This window comes from Nocardia testacea NBRC 100365 (assembly GCF_000308775.1).
Lineage (GTDB): Bacteria > Actinomycetota > Actinomycetes > Mycobacteriales > Mycobacteriaceae > Nocardia > Nocardia testacea.
This window is the reverse complement of sequence record NZ_BAGJ01000146.1, coordinates 1-13,623: the sequence shown is the minus strand read 5'-3', so window position 1 is coordinate 13,623 and position 13,623 is coordinate 1. Positions and strand designations below refer to the sequence as shown.

Genomic DNA, 13,623 nt, shown 5'->3' with positions numbered 1-13,623 from the left:
GTTATCGGCAGGGGAATTCTGCGTCGGTTCGGAACTCACGCGGCAAACTCTACTTGCGCCACCACACCGACCAACGGAAGCTGTCGAAGGTTGCCGAGAAAGATTGGCTCGTGAAGCCGAATACCGCCTCGTTACGCTGATTTCCGGCGGAATTCCGCGATTGCGTGCCGCTGGGCGGTTCGGCGAGCGGAATGCGCGACAGCGTGTCGTGCAGGCCGGTGGGAATCGAGACCTGGGAGGCGCGGCGCAGGGCGATTCGCGCCTGCTGCTGGGCCTCGACCTCGGCCGCGCATTCCGGGCACACCGAAAGATGCTGGGCCGCACGAAGGTACGGATTCATCCGCAGCTCGCCATCCACGTAGGCGGCGACTGCCTCGCTCGCCAGATGCTCGGTGGAGTGGAACTGCGGGGAACGACGACCGGGCGTTTCGGAGTCGCCACTCATTCGCTGCCCATCCTTCCCGACCGGTATCACAAACTGCTGTGATCCCGGCGTCACGATCGCAGGATCACCCGAAGCTCGCCTCGGCGGCGAAACGCTCCTCGACTCCATTATGCGCAAGATACTCGCGCAGTGCCTGCCGGCCGCGATGGATTCGACTTCGCACGGTGCCGAGTTTCACGCCGAGCGTCGCGCCGATCTCCTCGTAGGACAGTCCCTCGATATCGCAGAGCACGACCGCGGCGCGGAACTCCGGCGCCAGCGAGTCCAGCGCGGACTGCAGATCCGGATCGAGCCTGGCGTCGTGGAAGACCTGCTCGGGCCCCGGGCCGTCGGCGGGTACGCGATCGTAGTCCTCGGGTAACGCCTCCATCCGGATACGGCTGCGCCGGCGGACCATGTCCAGGAAGAGGTTGGTGGTGATGCGGTGCAGCCAGCCCTCGAAGGTGCCGGGCTGGTAGTTCGACAGGGACCGGAAGACCCGGATGAAGGTCTCCTGGGTGAGGTCCTCGGCGTCCTGCGCGTCACCGGAGAGGCGATAGGCCAGCCGGTAGACCCGGTCGGCGTGCTCGCGGACCAGTTCGTCCCAGGTGGGCATGACGGTGCGGTCGCCGGTGGCGTCGAAGGCGGCGGTGCCGGTGAGCGGCAGCATGCTGTCGAGCTCGGACGGCGCCTCGGCCAAGACGGCCTGGGCGGCGTCGTAGTCCTCGGCTCGCTCGTCGAAAATGGACATATCGGGCACCTCCATCAGGGCGTCCGGTGGAGCTGGGTCTTCGGTCACCGGGTCGTGGTGCGCGGCTACCTCCGAATCCGGCCCGGTAAACGGCCGCGGGCCGAATTCCTCCGGCCCCGGCAGGCCCTGCCCGGCGGGTGTCGCCGAACGGTCGGCCCGGGGCAGTTCGGGCAAGGTGGCGGACTCGCGTGCCGCATCGACCATGTGGATGGTGACAACCTCCTGATCGGGACCGAGGCGTAGGCTCGAATACGCGGCCCGTTGTTCGGGCCGTCGTTCATCCGGTACAACGGTGGATCGGTACTCCGTTGTTCCCGTCCGATGCGCTCGGTCGGCTGGTCTTGCGTAGCCCACACTCTTCCGTCTCCCGGTGTGGGGCGGTTATGGGGATCCTGAGGGACACCTGAGAATGTTGCGACCGGCATCGCCGCGTTTGGCATAGCCTCTTGGGCGTGGCATCGAACCTGGAGCTCAATCTCGCCTACGTGGAGGAATCCGTCGTCGAGGACGAGGTACTCGTCAGCGCCCGCGAACGGGCCACCGAACTGGGCGTGGCTCCGGTAGCGCCCTCGGTCGGCGCGCTGCTGAGCATGTACGCGCAGCTGCTGGACGCGCGGGCGGTGGTGGAGGTGGGCACCGGTGCCGGCGTCAGCGGATTGTGGCTGCTCGACGGTATGCGCGAAGACGGCACGCTGACCACCATCGATTCCGAACCCGAACATCAGCGGGCGGCCAAGGAGTCCTTCCGGGCCGCCGATATCCCGCTCGCCCGGACCCGGCTGATCAACGGGCGGGCGCTGGACGTACTACCGCGGCTGGCGGACGGCGCCTACGACCTGGTGTTCCTGGACGCCTCGCCGATCGAGCACCCGCAGTACATCGCGGAGGCGGTGCGGCTGCTGCGGGCCGGTGGCGCGGTACTGCTGCACAATGCCCTGCTCGGTGGCCGGGTGCCGGATCCGGCCAATCGCGACGCGGCCACCCAGGCGGTGCGTTCGGCGACCCGGTGCGTGGCCGAGGACCCGGGCCTGACCAGCGTGCTCATTCCGCTCGGTGACGGGTTGCTCTGCGCTTCCAAGGGGTAGCCGCGCGGCCGCGATCTGCCGCCGCGGCAAGCCCGGTCTCATCGCTGTAGGACTCCTGGCCGCACTATGTCGGCGTCCGGGCGCAGCGACCGCGCCGGGCCCGGGTCGCCCGTGGCGATCACCGCGGTGGGTGTGGTCGGGCGTGTTCCGAGGGCGACTCCCGAGGTCGTCGGGGCGGGCGACGCGGCGGTCGCGGCCGGTGCGGTTGCCGGAACGGGCCCACCCGGCGGTACGCGACCGGCCGGTCCTTTCCGTCTGTTTCGCGGGGGTGTCGAAGGTCACGTCTGCTGCGCTTTTCTATGCGAGGCGGTATTGCCGCGATGTTGCCGCGGCCGGGGGCGGCAGTCTCGGCCGGGGGCGCGTCCCGGCGGCGCGGCGTTCCCGGTAATCCGGTCGGTCCGGTTCGGGCCGAGGGCTACCGCCGAGGCGTGGTGAACCGCACTGAGAGCCGAACGCTGAGGCGCGGGCGTGCTGTCGAACACGCCGATGAGCACCCGCAGCGAGTGCGGGCCGCCACCAGCGGGTAGTGGCCATGGACCACGGCTCCGACTTGCCGGTTCAGCAGCCTTCTGTCGCGTGACGTACCCGGTCCGGCCGTCTTTACGGAATCTCTACGGCGCCGCCTCTTGCGCAGCGATTGAACGTATGTTTAATGTATTGAACATGCGTTCAAGCGATGATCTGAATACGCGGGCCCGGATCCGGGACGCCGCTCTCGTCCTGTTCGGCGAGGCGGGCTTCGGCGTCGGTGTACGCGCTATCGCGGCGGCCGCGGGTGTATCGCCGGGCCTGGTCAACCACCATTTCGGTTCCAAGGAGGGGCTGCGGCGCGAATGCGACGATCATGTGCGCGCGGTGATCCGCGAGTCGAAGATGAGCTATATGAACCGGCCGTCGTCGGGGAATCTGCTGCAACAACTGGCCGAGATCGAGGAGTTCGCCCCGATCATCGCCTACATGATGCGCAGCTTCCAGGCGGGCGGCGACCTCGCGGTACTCATGTTCGAGCACATGGTCGAGGACGTGGAGCAGTATCTGGAAGCCGGTATCGCCTCCGGCGCGGTGCGGCGGCCGCGGGACCTGAAAGCGATGTCGCGCTATCTGGCGACCATCAACGGTGGCGGCATGCTGCTGTTCATCCAGCTGCGGGCCGGAGCGTCGGGCGCGATCGACTACCGGCAGGCGCTGCGGGAGTACGGCGACCAGATGTTGCTGCCCGCCGTGGAGATCTTCACCGAAGGATTGCTGCCCGATTCGACCATGCTCGACGCGCTTCTGGCCGACGCCGCCGCAGCGACCGAACACGGTGTACCGCCACCGGAGGACGCACCGGTCGCCGGCCACCCGGCTGCGCCGGACGCGGCCGCTGCCGCCGCGCATCCACCAAGAACGCCGTCGCCGGCGCCAACCGCCGGCGACGGGCACTGAGCCGGCGCGGCGTCCGATCCGCCGCGCCCGCGAAACCTCTCCATCAACGCTCTATCTCTCTGTCCCATGAGGAGACACGATGATTTCGGCAATTCGGATCCGGGATCTGCACAAACACTTCGGTCCGGTCCGGGCGCTGGACGGCCTCGACCTGGAAGTGTCCGAGGGCGAGGTCCACGGATTCCTGGGCCCCAACGGTGCCGGCAAGTCCACCACCATCCGGGTGCTACTGGGCCTGCTGGCCCGCACCTCCGGGGAGGTGCAGATGCTGGGGCGCGACCCCTGGGCCGACGCGGTGGCCCTGCACCGTGAGATCGCCTACGTGCCGGGCGATGTGACCCTGTGGCCGTCGCTGAGCGGCGGAGAGACCATCGACCTGCTGGCCTCGATGCGCGGCGGACTCGACACCGCGCGCCGGGCCGAACTGATCGAACGCTACGAGCTCGACCCGCGGAAGAAGGCCCGCACCTACTCCAAGGGAAACCGGCAGAAAGTCGCGCTGGTCTCGGCTTTCTCCTCGCACGCCCGGCTGCTGCTGCTCGACGAGCCCACCTCCGGCCTGGACCCCCTCATGGAACAGGTATTCCGCGAATGTGTCGCCGAGGCGGCCGAGCGGGGAGCGACCGTGCTGCTGTCCAGCCACATCCTCTCGGAGGTGGAGGCACTGTGTGAGCGGGTCACCATCATCCGGTCCGGGCGCACGGTGGAGAGCGGCACGCTGTCGTCCATGCGGCATCTGAGCCGCACCTCCATCACCGCCGAACTCACCGGTGATCCCGGTGATATCTCGGCCATGCCCGGGGTGGCCGATGTGAGTATGGACGACCGCACCCTGCGCTGCCAGGTCGACGGCGAACATCTGGCCGAACTCATCCGCGTCCTCGGCGATACCGGCGTCAGCAGCCTGACCAGCCGCCCGCCCACGCTGGAAGAGCTGTTCATGCGGCACTACTCGATCAACGGCCGCGAGGCCGGCGAACTGGAAGAGGCGCGGAAATGACCACCGCCGTCGCCGGAGCACGGCACAGCGTGCTCCATACCAAGCCCGGCCGCACCGGCTTCACCGGGACCGCCCGGCTGCTGCGGCTGTATCTGCGCCGCGACCGGATCGTGGCGCCACTGTGGATTCTGCTGTTGTCCCTGCCGTTGGGCGGGGTCTATGTGGCCAGTATCGAATCGGTGTATCCCACCGCGGCCGACCGCGCCTCTTTCGCGGCCACCATCCTGGCCAGTCCGGCGCAGCTGGCGATGTACGGCCCGATCTACAACACCTCGATCGGTGCGGTGGGCATCTGGAAAGCCGGGATGTTCCACACCTTGATCGCGGTGGCCACCATTCTCACCGTCATCCGGCACACCCGGGCCGAGGAGGAGACGGGCCGCAGCGAGATCCTGGCCTCCACCTCCGTCGGTCGCTACGCGAACCTGACGGCCGCACTCGTGCTGGCGCTGGGCGGTTCGCTGCTCACGGGTCTGCTCGGCGCGGTGAGCCTGACCGCGACCGATGTCCCGGCGAGCGGTTCGCTGGCCTTCGGGCTCGCGCTGGCCGGGTCCGGCATGGTGTTCGCGGCCGTGGCCGCGGTGACGGCGCAGGTTTGTACGGGGGCGCGGCTGGCCCGCGGGCTGGCGTTCGCGGCGCTCGCGGTCACCTTCACCCTGCGGGCGATCGGTGACGCCCGCGCGGGCGCGGGCCCGGTGAGTCCGCTGACGTGGTTGTCCCCGCAGGGTTGGTCGCTGCAGGTGCGGCCGTACGCCGGGGATCGGTGGTGGGTGCTGGTACTGCACCTGGCCCTGCTGGTGGCGCTGCTGACCGTCGCCTACGCGCTGCTGCGCCGCCGCGATGTGGGCGCGGGCCTCATCGCGGAACGACTGGGGGCGCCGGCCGCGGGCGCGGGCCTGGCCGGACCGTTCGGCCTGGCGGTACGGCTGCAACGCGGCACGCTGCTGGCCTGGACGATCGGGGTCGGCCTCTACGGCCTGGTGATCGGCAGTGTGGTGGCCGGTATCGGGGACAGCTTCGCCGAGAACCAGACGTTGCGCGATCTGATCACCCGGATGGGTGGCTCCGAATCGATCGAGTATTCGTTCATCTCCTACGCCTTCACCATGCTCGGGGTCGCGGGTGCGGCCTACACCGTGTCGGCGACGCTGCGACTGTTCAGCGAGGAGAACGGGCACCAGGCCGAATCGGTGCTCAGCGGCGCCGTCGGCCGGTTGCGCTGGGCCGGTAGCCATCTGGTGTTCGCGCTCGGTGGGCCGGTGGTGATCATGCTGACCGCCGGGTTGCTCGGCGGCGTCGCCTACGGCCTGGCCAAGGGCGATATCGCGGGCGAACTGCCCGGCGTGCTGGCCGCGGCGCTGGTCCAGCTGCCGGCGATCTGGTTCTTCGCCGGAGCGACCCTGGCGTTGTTCGGGCTGGTGCCGCGCTGGACTCCGCTGGCCTGGGGGCTGCTCACCGCCACGATCGCGGTGTTCCTGCTCGGTTCGTTCTCCGGCGCGCCGCAGTGGTTCCGCGATCTGGAACCGTTCAGTCACGCGCCGAAGGTGCCGGGCTCGGAGTTCACCCTCACCCCGGTGGTCGCCGTCACCGCGATCGCCGCGGTACTGCTCGCGGCCGGACTCGCCGGGGTGCGGGGACGCGACATCCGCTGAATCCGCCGTGGTCCACGAGGTGCCCCCTTCCCCTGGGAGGGGGCACCTCCGTGCCGGTCAGACCCAGGTGCCTTTGCCGACCGTCACCACACCGCTTTTGCTGATCGCGAAGCGGGAGCGGTCGCGTTCGGAGTCCACACCGATGATCTCGCCCTCGGACACCATGACGTTCTTGTCGAGGATCGCGCGCCGGACCACCGCGCCGCGCCCGATCCGCACTCCGGGCATCAGCACACTGCCCTCGACCGTGGCGCCGTCGTCGACCATCACATTCGCGCTGAGCACCGAATTGCGGACGGTCGCGGCGGACAGAATGCTGCCCGCCCCGACGATCGATTCCTGGGCCAGCCCGCCCTGCGCGAATTTCGCGGGCGGCAGATTTTCCGCGGCCCCCCGGATGGGCCAGTGCCGGTTGTAGAGGTTGAACACCGGGTTCACCGATACCAGGTCCATATGCGCCTCGTAGAAAGCGTCGATGGTGCCGACATCGCGCCAGTAGCCGCGGTCGCGGTCGGTGGCCCCGGGCACCTCGTTGTCGGCGAAATCGTAGACCGCCGCCTGGCTCGCCGAGACCAGGTTGGGAATGATGTCACCGCCCATATCGTGGTCGGAATCGGAATCCTCGGCATCGGCCTTGATCGAATCCACCAGCACTTTGGTGGTGAACACATAGTTGCCCATCGAGGCGAAGGTCGAATTCGGATCGTCGGGGATACCGGGTGGATGCGCCGGTTTCTCCAGGAAACCGATTATGCGGCCGGATTCGTCGGAATCGATACAGCCGAAAGCGCCCGCCTCACTGCGCGGCACGCGGATCCCGGCCACCGTGACCCCGGCCCCGGAATCGATATGGTGGGCCACCATCTGCTCGGGGTCCATCCGGTAGACGTGATCGGCGCCGAAGACCACGATGTAATCCGGGTCCTCGTCGTAGATGAGATTCAGCGATTGCATGATGGCGTCGGCGCTGCCGGTGTACCAGCGCGGTCCCAGCCGCTGCTGGGCGGGAACCGGAGTTATGTACTCACCGGCGAAACCGGACAGCCGCCAGGATTGCGAGATATGCCGGTCCAGTGAATGTGATTTGTACTGGGTGAGCACACAGATCCGGAGGAAACCGGCATTGACGAGATTGCTGAGTACGAAGTCGATGAGGCGGTAGGCGCCGCCGAAGGGAACGGCCGGCTTGGCCCGGTCGGCGGTCAGTGGAAAGAGTCGCTTGCCCTCGCCACCGGCGAGCACGATTCCTAGTACGTGCGGCTGGCTCCTCACAGTGCCAAACTACCGAACGAGGTGGTCGGCGGGCATCGACCACTCGGCGGCTACCGTGAATTCGTGAGTTCCGGTTCCAGCGACGCGGCCGAGTTGTCCGCGGCCGACGAGCTACGGGTGGCCATGCTGACCCGAGAGTTTCCCCCCGAGGTCTACGGTGGCGCGGGTGTCCACGTGACCGAACTGGCGGCCCGCTTGCGGCGGATGAGCGCGGTGACGGTGCACTGCATGGGAGTACCGCGCGACACCGCGCGGGTGCACGGCCCCGATCCGGCCCTCGACGGCGCCAATCCCGCCCTTCGGATGATGTCGGCGCAGCTACGGATGGCCGACGCGGTCGGCGTGGCGGACGTGGTCCATTCGCACACCTGGTATTCGGGCCTGGCGGGGCATCTGGCCGCCACCCTCTACGGGATCCCGCACGTGGTCACCACCCATTCGCTGGAACCGCGGCGGCCGTGGAAAGCCGAACAGCTGGGCGGCGGGTACCGGTTGTCGTCCTGGTCGGAACGCAATGCGCTCGAGCACGCCGACGCGGTGATCGCGGTGAGCGACTGGATGCGCCGCGATGTGCTGGACGCCTACCCCGCGCTGGATCCCACCAGGGTGCACGTCGTGCGCAACGGGATCGACGCCGCGGTCTGGCATCCCGGCCCGCCGGAGCCGGGTAGCCGCCGGATCCTCGATGAACTCGGGGTGCGGCCGGACCGGCCGCTGGCGGTTTTCGTCGGGCGGATAACCCGGCAGAAGGGTGTCGGTCATCTGCTGGCCGCCGCGCGTGAACTCGATCCGGAGATCCAGCTCGTGCTGTGTGCGGGCGCGCCGGACACCCCGGAACTGGAGGCCGAGGTCGCCCAGGCCGTGGCCGGGTTGCACCGCCGCCGGGGCACGGTGTTCTGGGTCAGGGAAATGCTGCCCACCGAACAGATCCGGCAGCTGCTGGCGGCGGCCACGGTTTTCGTCTGCCCGTCGGTCTACGAACCACTGGGGATCGTGAACCTGGAGGCAATGGCCTGTTCGACGGCCGTGATCGCCTCGGATGTGGGCGGAATACCCGAGGTCGTCGCCGACGGGCGGACCGGCCGGCTGGTGCATTTCGAGGCGGGGGCGACCGAGGCCTACGAACGAGGGCTGGCGGCCGCGATCAACGAGCTGGCATCGGACCGCGCGCGGGCGGCCGAGCTGGGCGCGGCCGGCCGTCGCCGCGCCCGTGCCGAATTCGACTGGTACCGGATCGCCGAGCAGACCCTGGCCGTGTACCACACCGTCTGCAAACGGTGAGCTCCGCGCCGGCCGTCAGGCCGAGGAGGACCCCGAGGTGATGTCGTCGGCCAGTGGGGCCACGGCCGCGATGATCTGCGCGACGGTTTCCTCGCCGACACCGGCCGCCGTCAGTGAATCCGTCAGGTGACCGGCCACCAGGCCGAAATGGTGCATGGTGATCCCGCGTCCCTGGTGCACCTGTTTCATCGGCGCGCCCGAATAGGGTTCGGGCCCGCCCAGCGCCGCCGCGAAGAATTCGACCTGTTTGCCCCGGAGCCGGGACATGTTCGTCCCGCTGAAGAAACCGGCCAGTTCCGCGTCGGCGAGGACCCGGGTGTAGAAATCGGCGACGACCGCTTCGAGTGCCTCGTGGCCGCCGATCTGCTCGTAGATGGTGGTACTGGTGTCTTTCCGCTTGCCGAATGTCGGTATCCGCATAGAACAAGGACACCAGGACGGTGTTAACCGGCGATCAGGCCGATGTCGCGAGTGGATTGCCCGCTGTGCCAGCGTGATTGCCCCGTTCTCACCGCAGTGGCGGGTGGCCGGTGAGGTCAGGCCGGGGTGTAGCTGCCCACGGTGACCGACACGGTGACCTCGAAGGGGTCGGGCAGGCGGGCGATCCGGGTCGTCGCGTCCTCGGCGTGGTGGGCGGACGGGCCCATCGCCACCAGGTTGGCGATATCGGCCCTGGACAGGGTCATCGCGTAGTCGACATTGCGGTGATCGGTCCGGATGAAACGGCCGGTCATGGCCTCGGCGAGGCGGCGGTCCTTCTCCGGGTCGACGGTGACCATGCCGACCGGATCGATGAGCTCGGCCAGATGCCGGTCCGTGGGCGTGACGACGATATAGCGGCCGCCTGGGACGAGGGTGCGGGCCACGGCAGCCGGATTGCGCGGAGCGAAGACCGACAGCGCGGTGGTGAGCGAATGCGCGCGGATCGGCAGCCCCCGCCAGGCGTCGGCCACCACCGCGGCCGCGCGTGGATGGGCGCGGGCGCACCGGCGGCCGGCCGGTTTGGCGATATCCAGGGCGACCCCATGGGCTGCCGGGACCGCGTCGAGAACCCGCGCCAGGTAGTAGCCGGTACCCGCGCCGATATCGGCGACGAACCCGCCGGTGCCGCTGTCGCGCCCGGGCAGCGCTGCCGCCGCGACCGCGTCGGCGATCGGGGCGAAATTCCCGGTCCCCTGAAAAGCCGTCCGCGCGTCGAGCATGGCGGCGGTGTCACCGGTCAGTTTGGTGGCCGCGCCGGTGAGCAGGCTGATATAGCCCTGCCGGGCGATATCGAAACTGTGCCCGCGAGCGCAGCGCAGGGTGCCCGGCGCACACGACAGGCCGCGGTCGCATTCGGGGCAGCTCAGTACCTCGGCGACCGCGGCGAGCGCCGATTGTTCGGCTACCTGTCTAGCCGGTGACACTCTTCAATTCGTCACCGAGTGCTGCGGCTTCGTCCGGCGTGAGTTCTACGACCAGACGCCCGCCACCCTCGAGTGGGACCCGCATGACGATCCCACGGCCTTCCTTGGTTGCCTCGAGGGGACCGTCCCCGGTACGGGGCTTCATGGCCGCCATCCTCTGCTCCCTCCAGATCTGCGCTGTATGCTGCGCACTTGCTCGGAACTCCGGTTGTCGCCAACCGGGCGGTCCGTCGGCTGAGACGACGGACCGCACTCGGTCCATTCTTCCCTATCGCATGAGATGACGGACACTCGACGTCCAAATGTGATCGGTCAGCCGACCGCGGTGTGCCGGGTATCGACCCAGCATTCGGCCAAATGATCGTCGACCATACCGGTGGCCTGCATCAGCGCGTACGCGGTGGTCGGCCCGACGAAACGGAAACCGCGCCGCTTCAATTCTTTTGCCAGTGCAACGGATTCGGGTGTCGTCGCCGGAATATCGGGCAATGCGCGCGGACGCGGTCGCGCGGGCGGGGCGAAGGACCACAGCAATTCGTCGAGTCCGATATCGAGTTCACGCGCGACTTTCGCGTTGGCGATACACGCGTCTATTTTCGCGCGATTGCGCACAATGCCGGTGTCGGCGAGCAGCCGTTCGCGGTCGGCGGCATCGAACTCGGCCACCCGATCGATGGCGAATCCGGCGAACGCCGCCCGGAACGCGGGCCGTTTGCGCAGAATCGTGATCCACGCCAGGCCGGACTGGAACGCCTCCAGGCACAGCCGCTCGAACAGGGCGTCGTCACCGTGCAGCGGGCGCCCCCATTCCTGGTCGTGGTAGTCCCGGTAGAGCTGCGAATCCACCGACCACGGGCAGCGGACCAGCGTGTCGGCCGTCGCGGTCCCGGTCACGGCTGCTCCGGACCCTGCTGCGCCGCGGCACCGGCCGCGCGGGCCTCGGCGAGCTGACCCTGCAACTCGTCGATCCGGGCGGCCAGCCGGGCCAGCGCCCAATCGACCTCACCGGCCTTGTAGCCGCGGACCACCTGCTGGAAGCGCAGGGCCCGGACATCCGCACCGCTGATGCCCTCCACCGGCAGCACTGTCGCCGTGGTGCCCTCGGGTAGCGGACCCAGCTCCTCCGACCGCCCGAAGAGGGCGCTGGCCAGGAGGAACAGGACTGCGGCCACCAAACCGACGATCACGACGTACAGCAGCAGGGTGAGCATGGACCGAGTCTATGTGCGCTCAGAGATGACGGGTGGTGTCGATACCCAGCGACATACCGGCCAGGCCGCGCCGGCGGACCGCGAGCTTGTCCGCGACCGCGCGCAGGGCCACCGCCGACGGGTTCTCCGGGTCCTTCAGCACGATGGGTGTGCCCTCGTCACCGGCTTCGCGCAGTGCCTGTTCGATCGGGATCTGTCCCAGCAGCGGGACCTCCGCGCCCACCGCCCGGGTGAGCCGGTCGGCCACTGCCTGGCCACCGCCGGACCCGTACAGGTCCATCCGGGTGCCGTCGGGCAGATCCAGCCAGGACATGTTCTCCACCACACCGGCGATCCGCTGCCGGGTCTGCAGGGCGATGGCGCCGGCCCGCTCGGCGACCTCGGCGGCCGCGATCTGCGGGGTGGTGACGACCAGGATCTCGGCGTTGGGGATCAGCTGGGCGATGGAGATCGCTACGTCGCCGGTCCCGGGCGGCAGATCCAGCAGCAGGACGTCCAGATCGCCCCAGAACACGTCCGCGAGGAACTGCTGCAGCGCGCGGTGCAGCATGGGACCGCGCCACACCACCGGGGTGTTGCCCTGGGTGAACTGCGCGATGGAGATCATCTTCACATCGTGCGCGACCGGCGGCATGATCATCCGCTCGACCTGGGTCGGCCGGGCGTCGGTACCGAGCATGCGTGGGATGGAGTGGCCGTAGATATCGGCGTCGAGGACCCCGACGGACAGGCCGCGGTCGGCGAGCGCCGCCGCCAGGTTGACCGTCACGCTGGATTTACCGACGCCGCCCTTTCCGGAGGCCACCGCGTACACCCTGGTCAGCGAACCGGGCTGGGCGAAGGGGATGACCGGCTCGGCGGAATCACCGCGCAACTGTTTGCGCAGTTCGGTGCGCTGCTCGTCGCTCATCACATCGAGATCGACCGAGACCGTGCCCACACCGGGCACGTCGGCGACCGCGGTGCTGACCCGCTGGGTTATCTCGGTGCGCAACGGGCAGCCTGCGGTGGTCAGGTAGACCTCGACGTGCACATTGCCGTCCGGCTCGATCCGGATGCTCTTCACCATGCCCAGTTCGGTGATCGGTTTGCGGATCTCCGGGTCGTCGACCTTCGCGAGAGCGCCCCGCACCTCCGCTTCCGTTACCACTGGCATGATGCCGATGGTAGTGCGGTCAGATCTTGGGGAGTTCCGCGGGCCGCGGTGCGATGCCCGTCTGGTACGACTGCTCCCAGGCCATCACGTTCGCGACGTAGGCCATCGAGTTGTTGTAGCGCAGGATGGCCCTGGTCTGCTGGGCGGGATCGCGCATGTCCAGGCCGCCCGAGCACAGGTACTTGCCGGCGGTCAGCGTGGCGTCGTAGTAGTTCTGCGGGTCGGAGATACCGTCGCGGTTTCCGTCGGCGGCGAAACTGGTCCAGGTCTCGGGCAGGAACTGCATGGGACCGACCGCGCGGTCGTAGCCGCTGAAGCCGTCGAGTGCGCCGCCGTCGGAATCGTGGATGACATTGTTGCCCGACAGGCTGCCGTCCAGCACGGGACCGAACACCGGGGCGAGGGCGTTACCGTCGGCATCGGCGCGGCCGTTGTTCATATGGGTCGATTCGACCCGGCCGATACCGGCGAGCATGGTCCACGGCATATGGCAGTCGGGATTCTCCTCGGAGAGGATCTCCGCGGCGCCGATATAGGCGGCCTCGGCGATACCGGGGATACCCGAGGCTGCCACGGGGAGGTCGTTGCGGGGGCGGTTCGGATCCAGGGCGACCGATTTCACCTCGACGCGCGCCTCGGGCGACTGCTTGGCCATGGCGTGCATCGCGGTGGGGTCGACAGCGGCGGGGGCGGCGGCCTGCGCGGGGGCCGCGCCGACTGCCGAGACCTGCATGGCCACCGAGGCCGCGGTCGGATCGGTGACCACCGCCGCGGCGGCGTTGGTGGCCACTACCCCGGCCGGAACCAGCCCGGTGAGTGCGATCACCGAGCTACGGGAAACGGTGGCAGGTTGCTGTTTACGGTGACGCCCCACGTACTCAAGCCCTTCATCTCAACGCACAGCCTGCGGTCACGAGTAGTTCGTTGCCGGTCCGTGACCTGTTGTGTCGACGATAC

The 13,623-nt window shown here is 68.6% G+C and carries 15 protein-coding genes; 5 read left to right on the top strand and 10 right to left on the bottom strand.

The window, feature by feature from the left end:
- Nucleotides 1-49: 49 nt before the first annotated feature.
- Both ON38_RS20080 and sigE read right to left on the bottom strand, forming a co-directional pair.
- A complete protein-coding gene (locus ON38_RS20080) occupies nucleotides 50-445 on the bottom strand; it encodes a zf-HC2 domain-containing protein (RefSeq protein WP_039826434.1) in 396 nt (131 codons plus the stop codon).
- Nucleotides 446-509: 64 nt separating this feature from the next.
- Nucleotides 510-1,094, bottom strand: a complete 585-nt coding sequence (sigE, locus tag ON38_RS20075; RefSeq protein WP_051164998.1) for an RNA polymerase sigma factor SigE — start codon at nucleotides 1,092-1,094, stop codon at nucleotides 510-512.
- Nucleotides 1,095-1,621: 527 nt separating this feature from the next.
- Here sigE and ON38_RS20070 point away from each other — a divergent pair.
- The 4 genes from ON38_RS20070 (at nucleotide 1,622) to ON38_RS20055 (ending at nucleotide 6,340) form a co-directional block, all read left to right on the top strand.
- Complete coding sequence (locus tag ON38_RS20070) at nucleotides 1,622-2,260, top strand: O-methyltransferase (RefSeq protein ID WP_039826432.1); 639 nt, start codon at nucleotides 1,622-1,624, stop codon at nucleotides 2,258-2,260.
- A gap of 576 nt (nucleotides 2,261-2,836) precedes the next feature.
- Entirely contained in the window at nucleotides 2,837-3,688 is an 852-nt protein-coding gene (locus tag ON38_RS20065; protein WP_245564122.1) for a TetR/AcrR family transcriptional regulator, read from the top strand.
- A gap of 79 nt (nucleotides 3,689-3,767) precedes the next feature.
- Nucleotides 3,768-4,688 carry an ABC transporter ATP-binding protein gene (locus ON38_RS20060; RefSeq protein WP_039826431.1) on the top strand — a complete coding sequence of 307 codons (921 nt, stop codon included), beginning with the start codon at nucleotides 3,768-3,770 and terminating at the stop codon, nucleotides 4,686-4,688.
- Nucleotides 4,685-6,340, top strand: coding sequence for an ABC transporter permease (locus tag ON38_RS20055; protein ID WP_039826429.1), 1,656 nt, complete (start codon nucleotides 4,685-4,687; stop codon nucleotides 6,338-6,340). Before ON38_RS20060 ends, ON38_RS20055 begins: the two co-directional genes overlap by 4 nt.
- A 57-nt stretch (nucleotides 6,341-6,397) precedes the next feature.
- On the opposite strand, the gene glgC is transcribed toward ON38_RS20055, so the two are convergent.
- Nucleotides 6,398-7,612 carry a glucose-1-phosphate adenylyltransferase gene (gene glgC, locus ON38_RS20050; RefSeq protein ID WP_039826428.1) on the bottom strand — a complete coding sequence of 405 codons (1,215 nt, stop codon included), beginning with the start codon at nucleotides 7,610-7,612 and terminating at the stop codon, nucleotides 6,398-6,400.
- Nucleotides 7,613-7,735: 123 nt separating this feature from the next.
- Between glgC and glgA the strand changes: the two genes are divergently transcribed.
- Entirely contained in the window at nucleotides 7,736-8,893 is a 1,158-nt protein-coding gene (glgA, locus tag ON38_RS20045; protein WP_039826464.1) for a glycogen synthase, read from the top strand.
- A gap of 15 nt (nucleotides 8,894-8,908) precedes the next feature.
- Here the strand turns inward: glgA and ON38_RS20040 are convergent, their stop codons facing one another.
- From ON38_RS20040 to ON38_RS20015, 7 genes are all read right to left on the bottom strand, one after another.
- Nucleotides 8,909-9,313, bottom strand: a complete 405-nt coding sequence (locus ON38_RS20040; RefSeq protein WP_039826427.1) for a group I truncated hemoglobin — start codon at nucleotides 9,311-9,313, stop codon at nucleotides 8,909-8,911.
- 116 nt (nucleotides 9,314-9,429) lie between these two features.
- Nucleotides 9,430-10,299: a putative RNA methyltransferase gene (locus tag ON38_RS20035; RefSeq protein WP_051164996.1), complete on the bottom strand. Its 870-nt coding sequence runs from the start codon at nucleotides 10,297-10,299 to the stop codon at nucleotides 9,430-9,432.
- Nucleotides 10,286-10,453, bottom strand: coding sequence for a DUF3117 domain-containing protein (locus ON38_RS35025; RefSeq protein WP_064484472.1), 168 nt, complete (start codon nucleotides 10,451-10,453; stop codon nucleotides 10,286-10,288). The genes ON38_RS20035 and ON38_RS35025 overlap by 14 nt, the downstream gene beginning before the upstream one ends.
- Before the next feature lie 158 nt (nucleotides 10,454-10,611).
- Nucleotides 10,612-11,193 (bottom strand): DNA-3-methyladenine glycosylase I, encoded by a 582-nt coding sequence (locus ON38_RS20030; protein WP_039826426.1) that lies wholly within the window; start codon nucleotides 11,191-11,193, stop codon nucleotides 10,612-10,614.
- Nucleotides 11,190-11,510, bottom strand: coding sequence for a DivIVA domain-containing protein (locus ON38_RS20025; protein ID WP_039826425.1), 321 nt, complete (start codon nucleotides 11,508-11,510; stop codon nucleotides 11,190-11,192). The genes ON38_RS20030 and ON38_RS20025 overlap by 4 nt, the downstream gene beginning before the upstream one ends.
- A 19-nt stretch (nucleotides 11,511-11,529) precedes the next feature.
- The gene (locus tag ON38_RS20020) at nucleotides 11,530-12,666 is read right to left on the bottom strand and encodes an Mrp/NBP35 family ATP-binding protein (RefSeq protein ID WP_039826424.1); all 1,137 of its coding nucleotides are present in this window, start codon (nucleotides 12,664-12,666) and stop codon (nucleotides 11,530-11,532) included.
- 19 nt (nucleotides 12,667-12,685) lie between these two features.
- Nucleotides 12,686-13,540: a lytic transglycosylase domain-containing protein gene (locus ON38_RS20015; protein ID WP_039826422.1), complete on the bottom strand. Its 855-nt coding sequence runs from the start codon at nucleotides 13,538-13,540 to the stop codon at nucleotides 12,686-12,688.
- Nucleotides 13,541-13,623 lie beyond the last annotated feature (83 nt).

What these genes read in the sequence shown, in the direction of transcription:
- ON38_RS35025 (WP_064484472.1), bottom strand. Translation starts at nt 10,453, where the DNA reads ATGGCGGCCATGAAGCCCCGTACCGGGGACGGTCCCCTCGAGGCAACC.
- ON38_RS20025 (WP_039826425.1), bottom strand. Translation starts at nt 11,510, where the DNA reads ATGCTCACCCTGCTGCTGTACGTCGTGATCGTCGGTTTGGTGGCCGCA.
- ON38_RS20020 (WP_039826424.1), bottom strand. Translation starts at nt 12,666, where the DNA reads ATGCCAGTGGTAACGGAAGCGGAGGTGCGGGGCGCTCTCGCGAAGGTC.
- sigE (WP_051164998.1), bottom strand. Translation starts at nt 1,094, where the DNA reads ATGCTGCCGCTCACCGGCACCGCCGCCTTCGACGCCACCGGCGACCGC.
- ON38_RS20060 (WP_039826431.1), top strand. Translation starts at nt 3,768, where the DNA reads ATGATTTCGGCAATTCGGATCCGGGATCTGCACAAACACTTCGGTCCG.
- ON38_RS20055 (WP_039826429.1), top strand. Translation starts at nt 4,685, where the DNA reads ATGACCACCGCCGTCGCCGGAGCACGGCACAGCGTGCTCCATACCAAG.
- glgA (WP_039826464.1), top strand. Translation starts at nt 7,736, where the DNA reads ATGCTGACCCGAGAGTTTCCCCCCGAGGTCTACGGTGGCGCGGGTGTC.
- ON38_RS20080 (WP_039826434.1), bottom strand. Translation starts at nt 445, where the DNA reads ATGAGTGGCGACTCCGAAACGCCCGGTCGTCGTTCCCCGCAGTTCCAC.
- ON38_RS20040 (WP_039826427.1), bottom strand. Translation starts at nt 9,313, where the DNA reads ATGCGGATACCGACATTCGGCAAGCGGAAAGACACCAGTACCACCATC.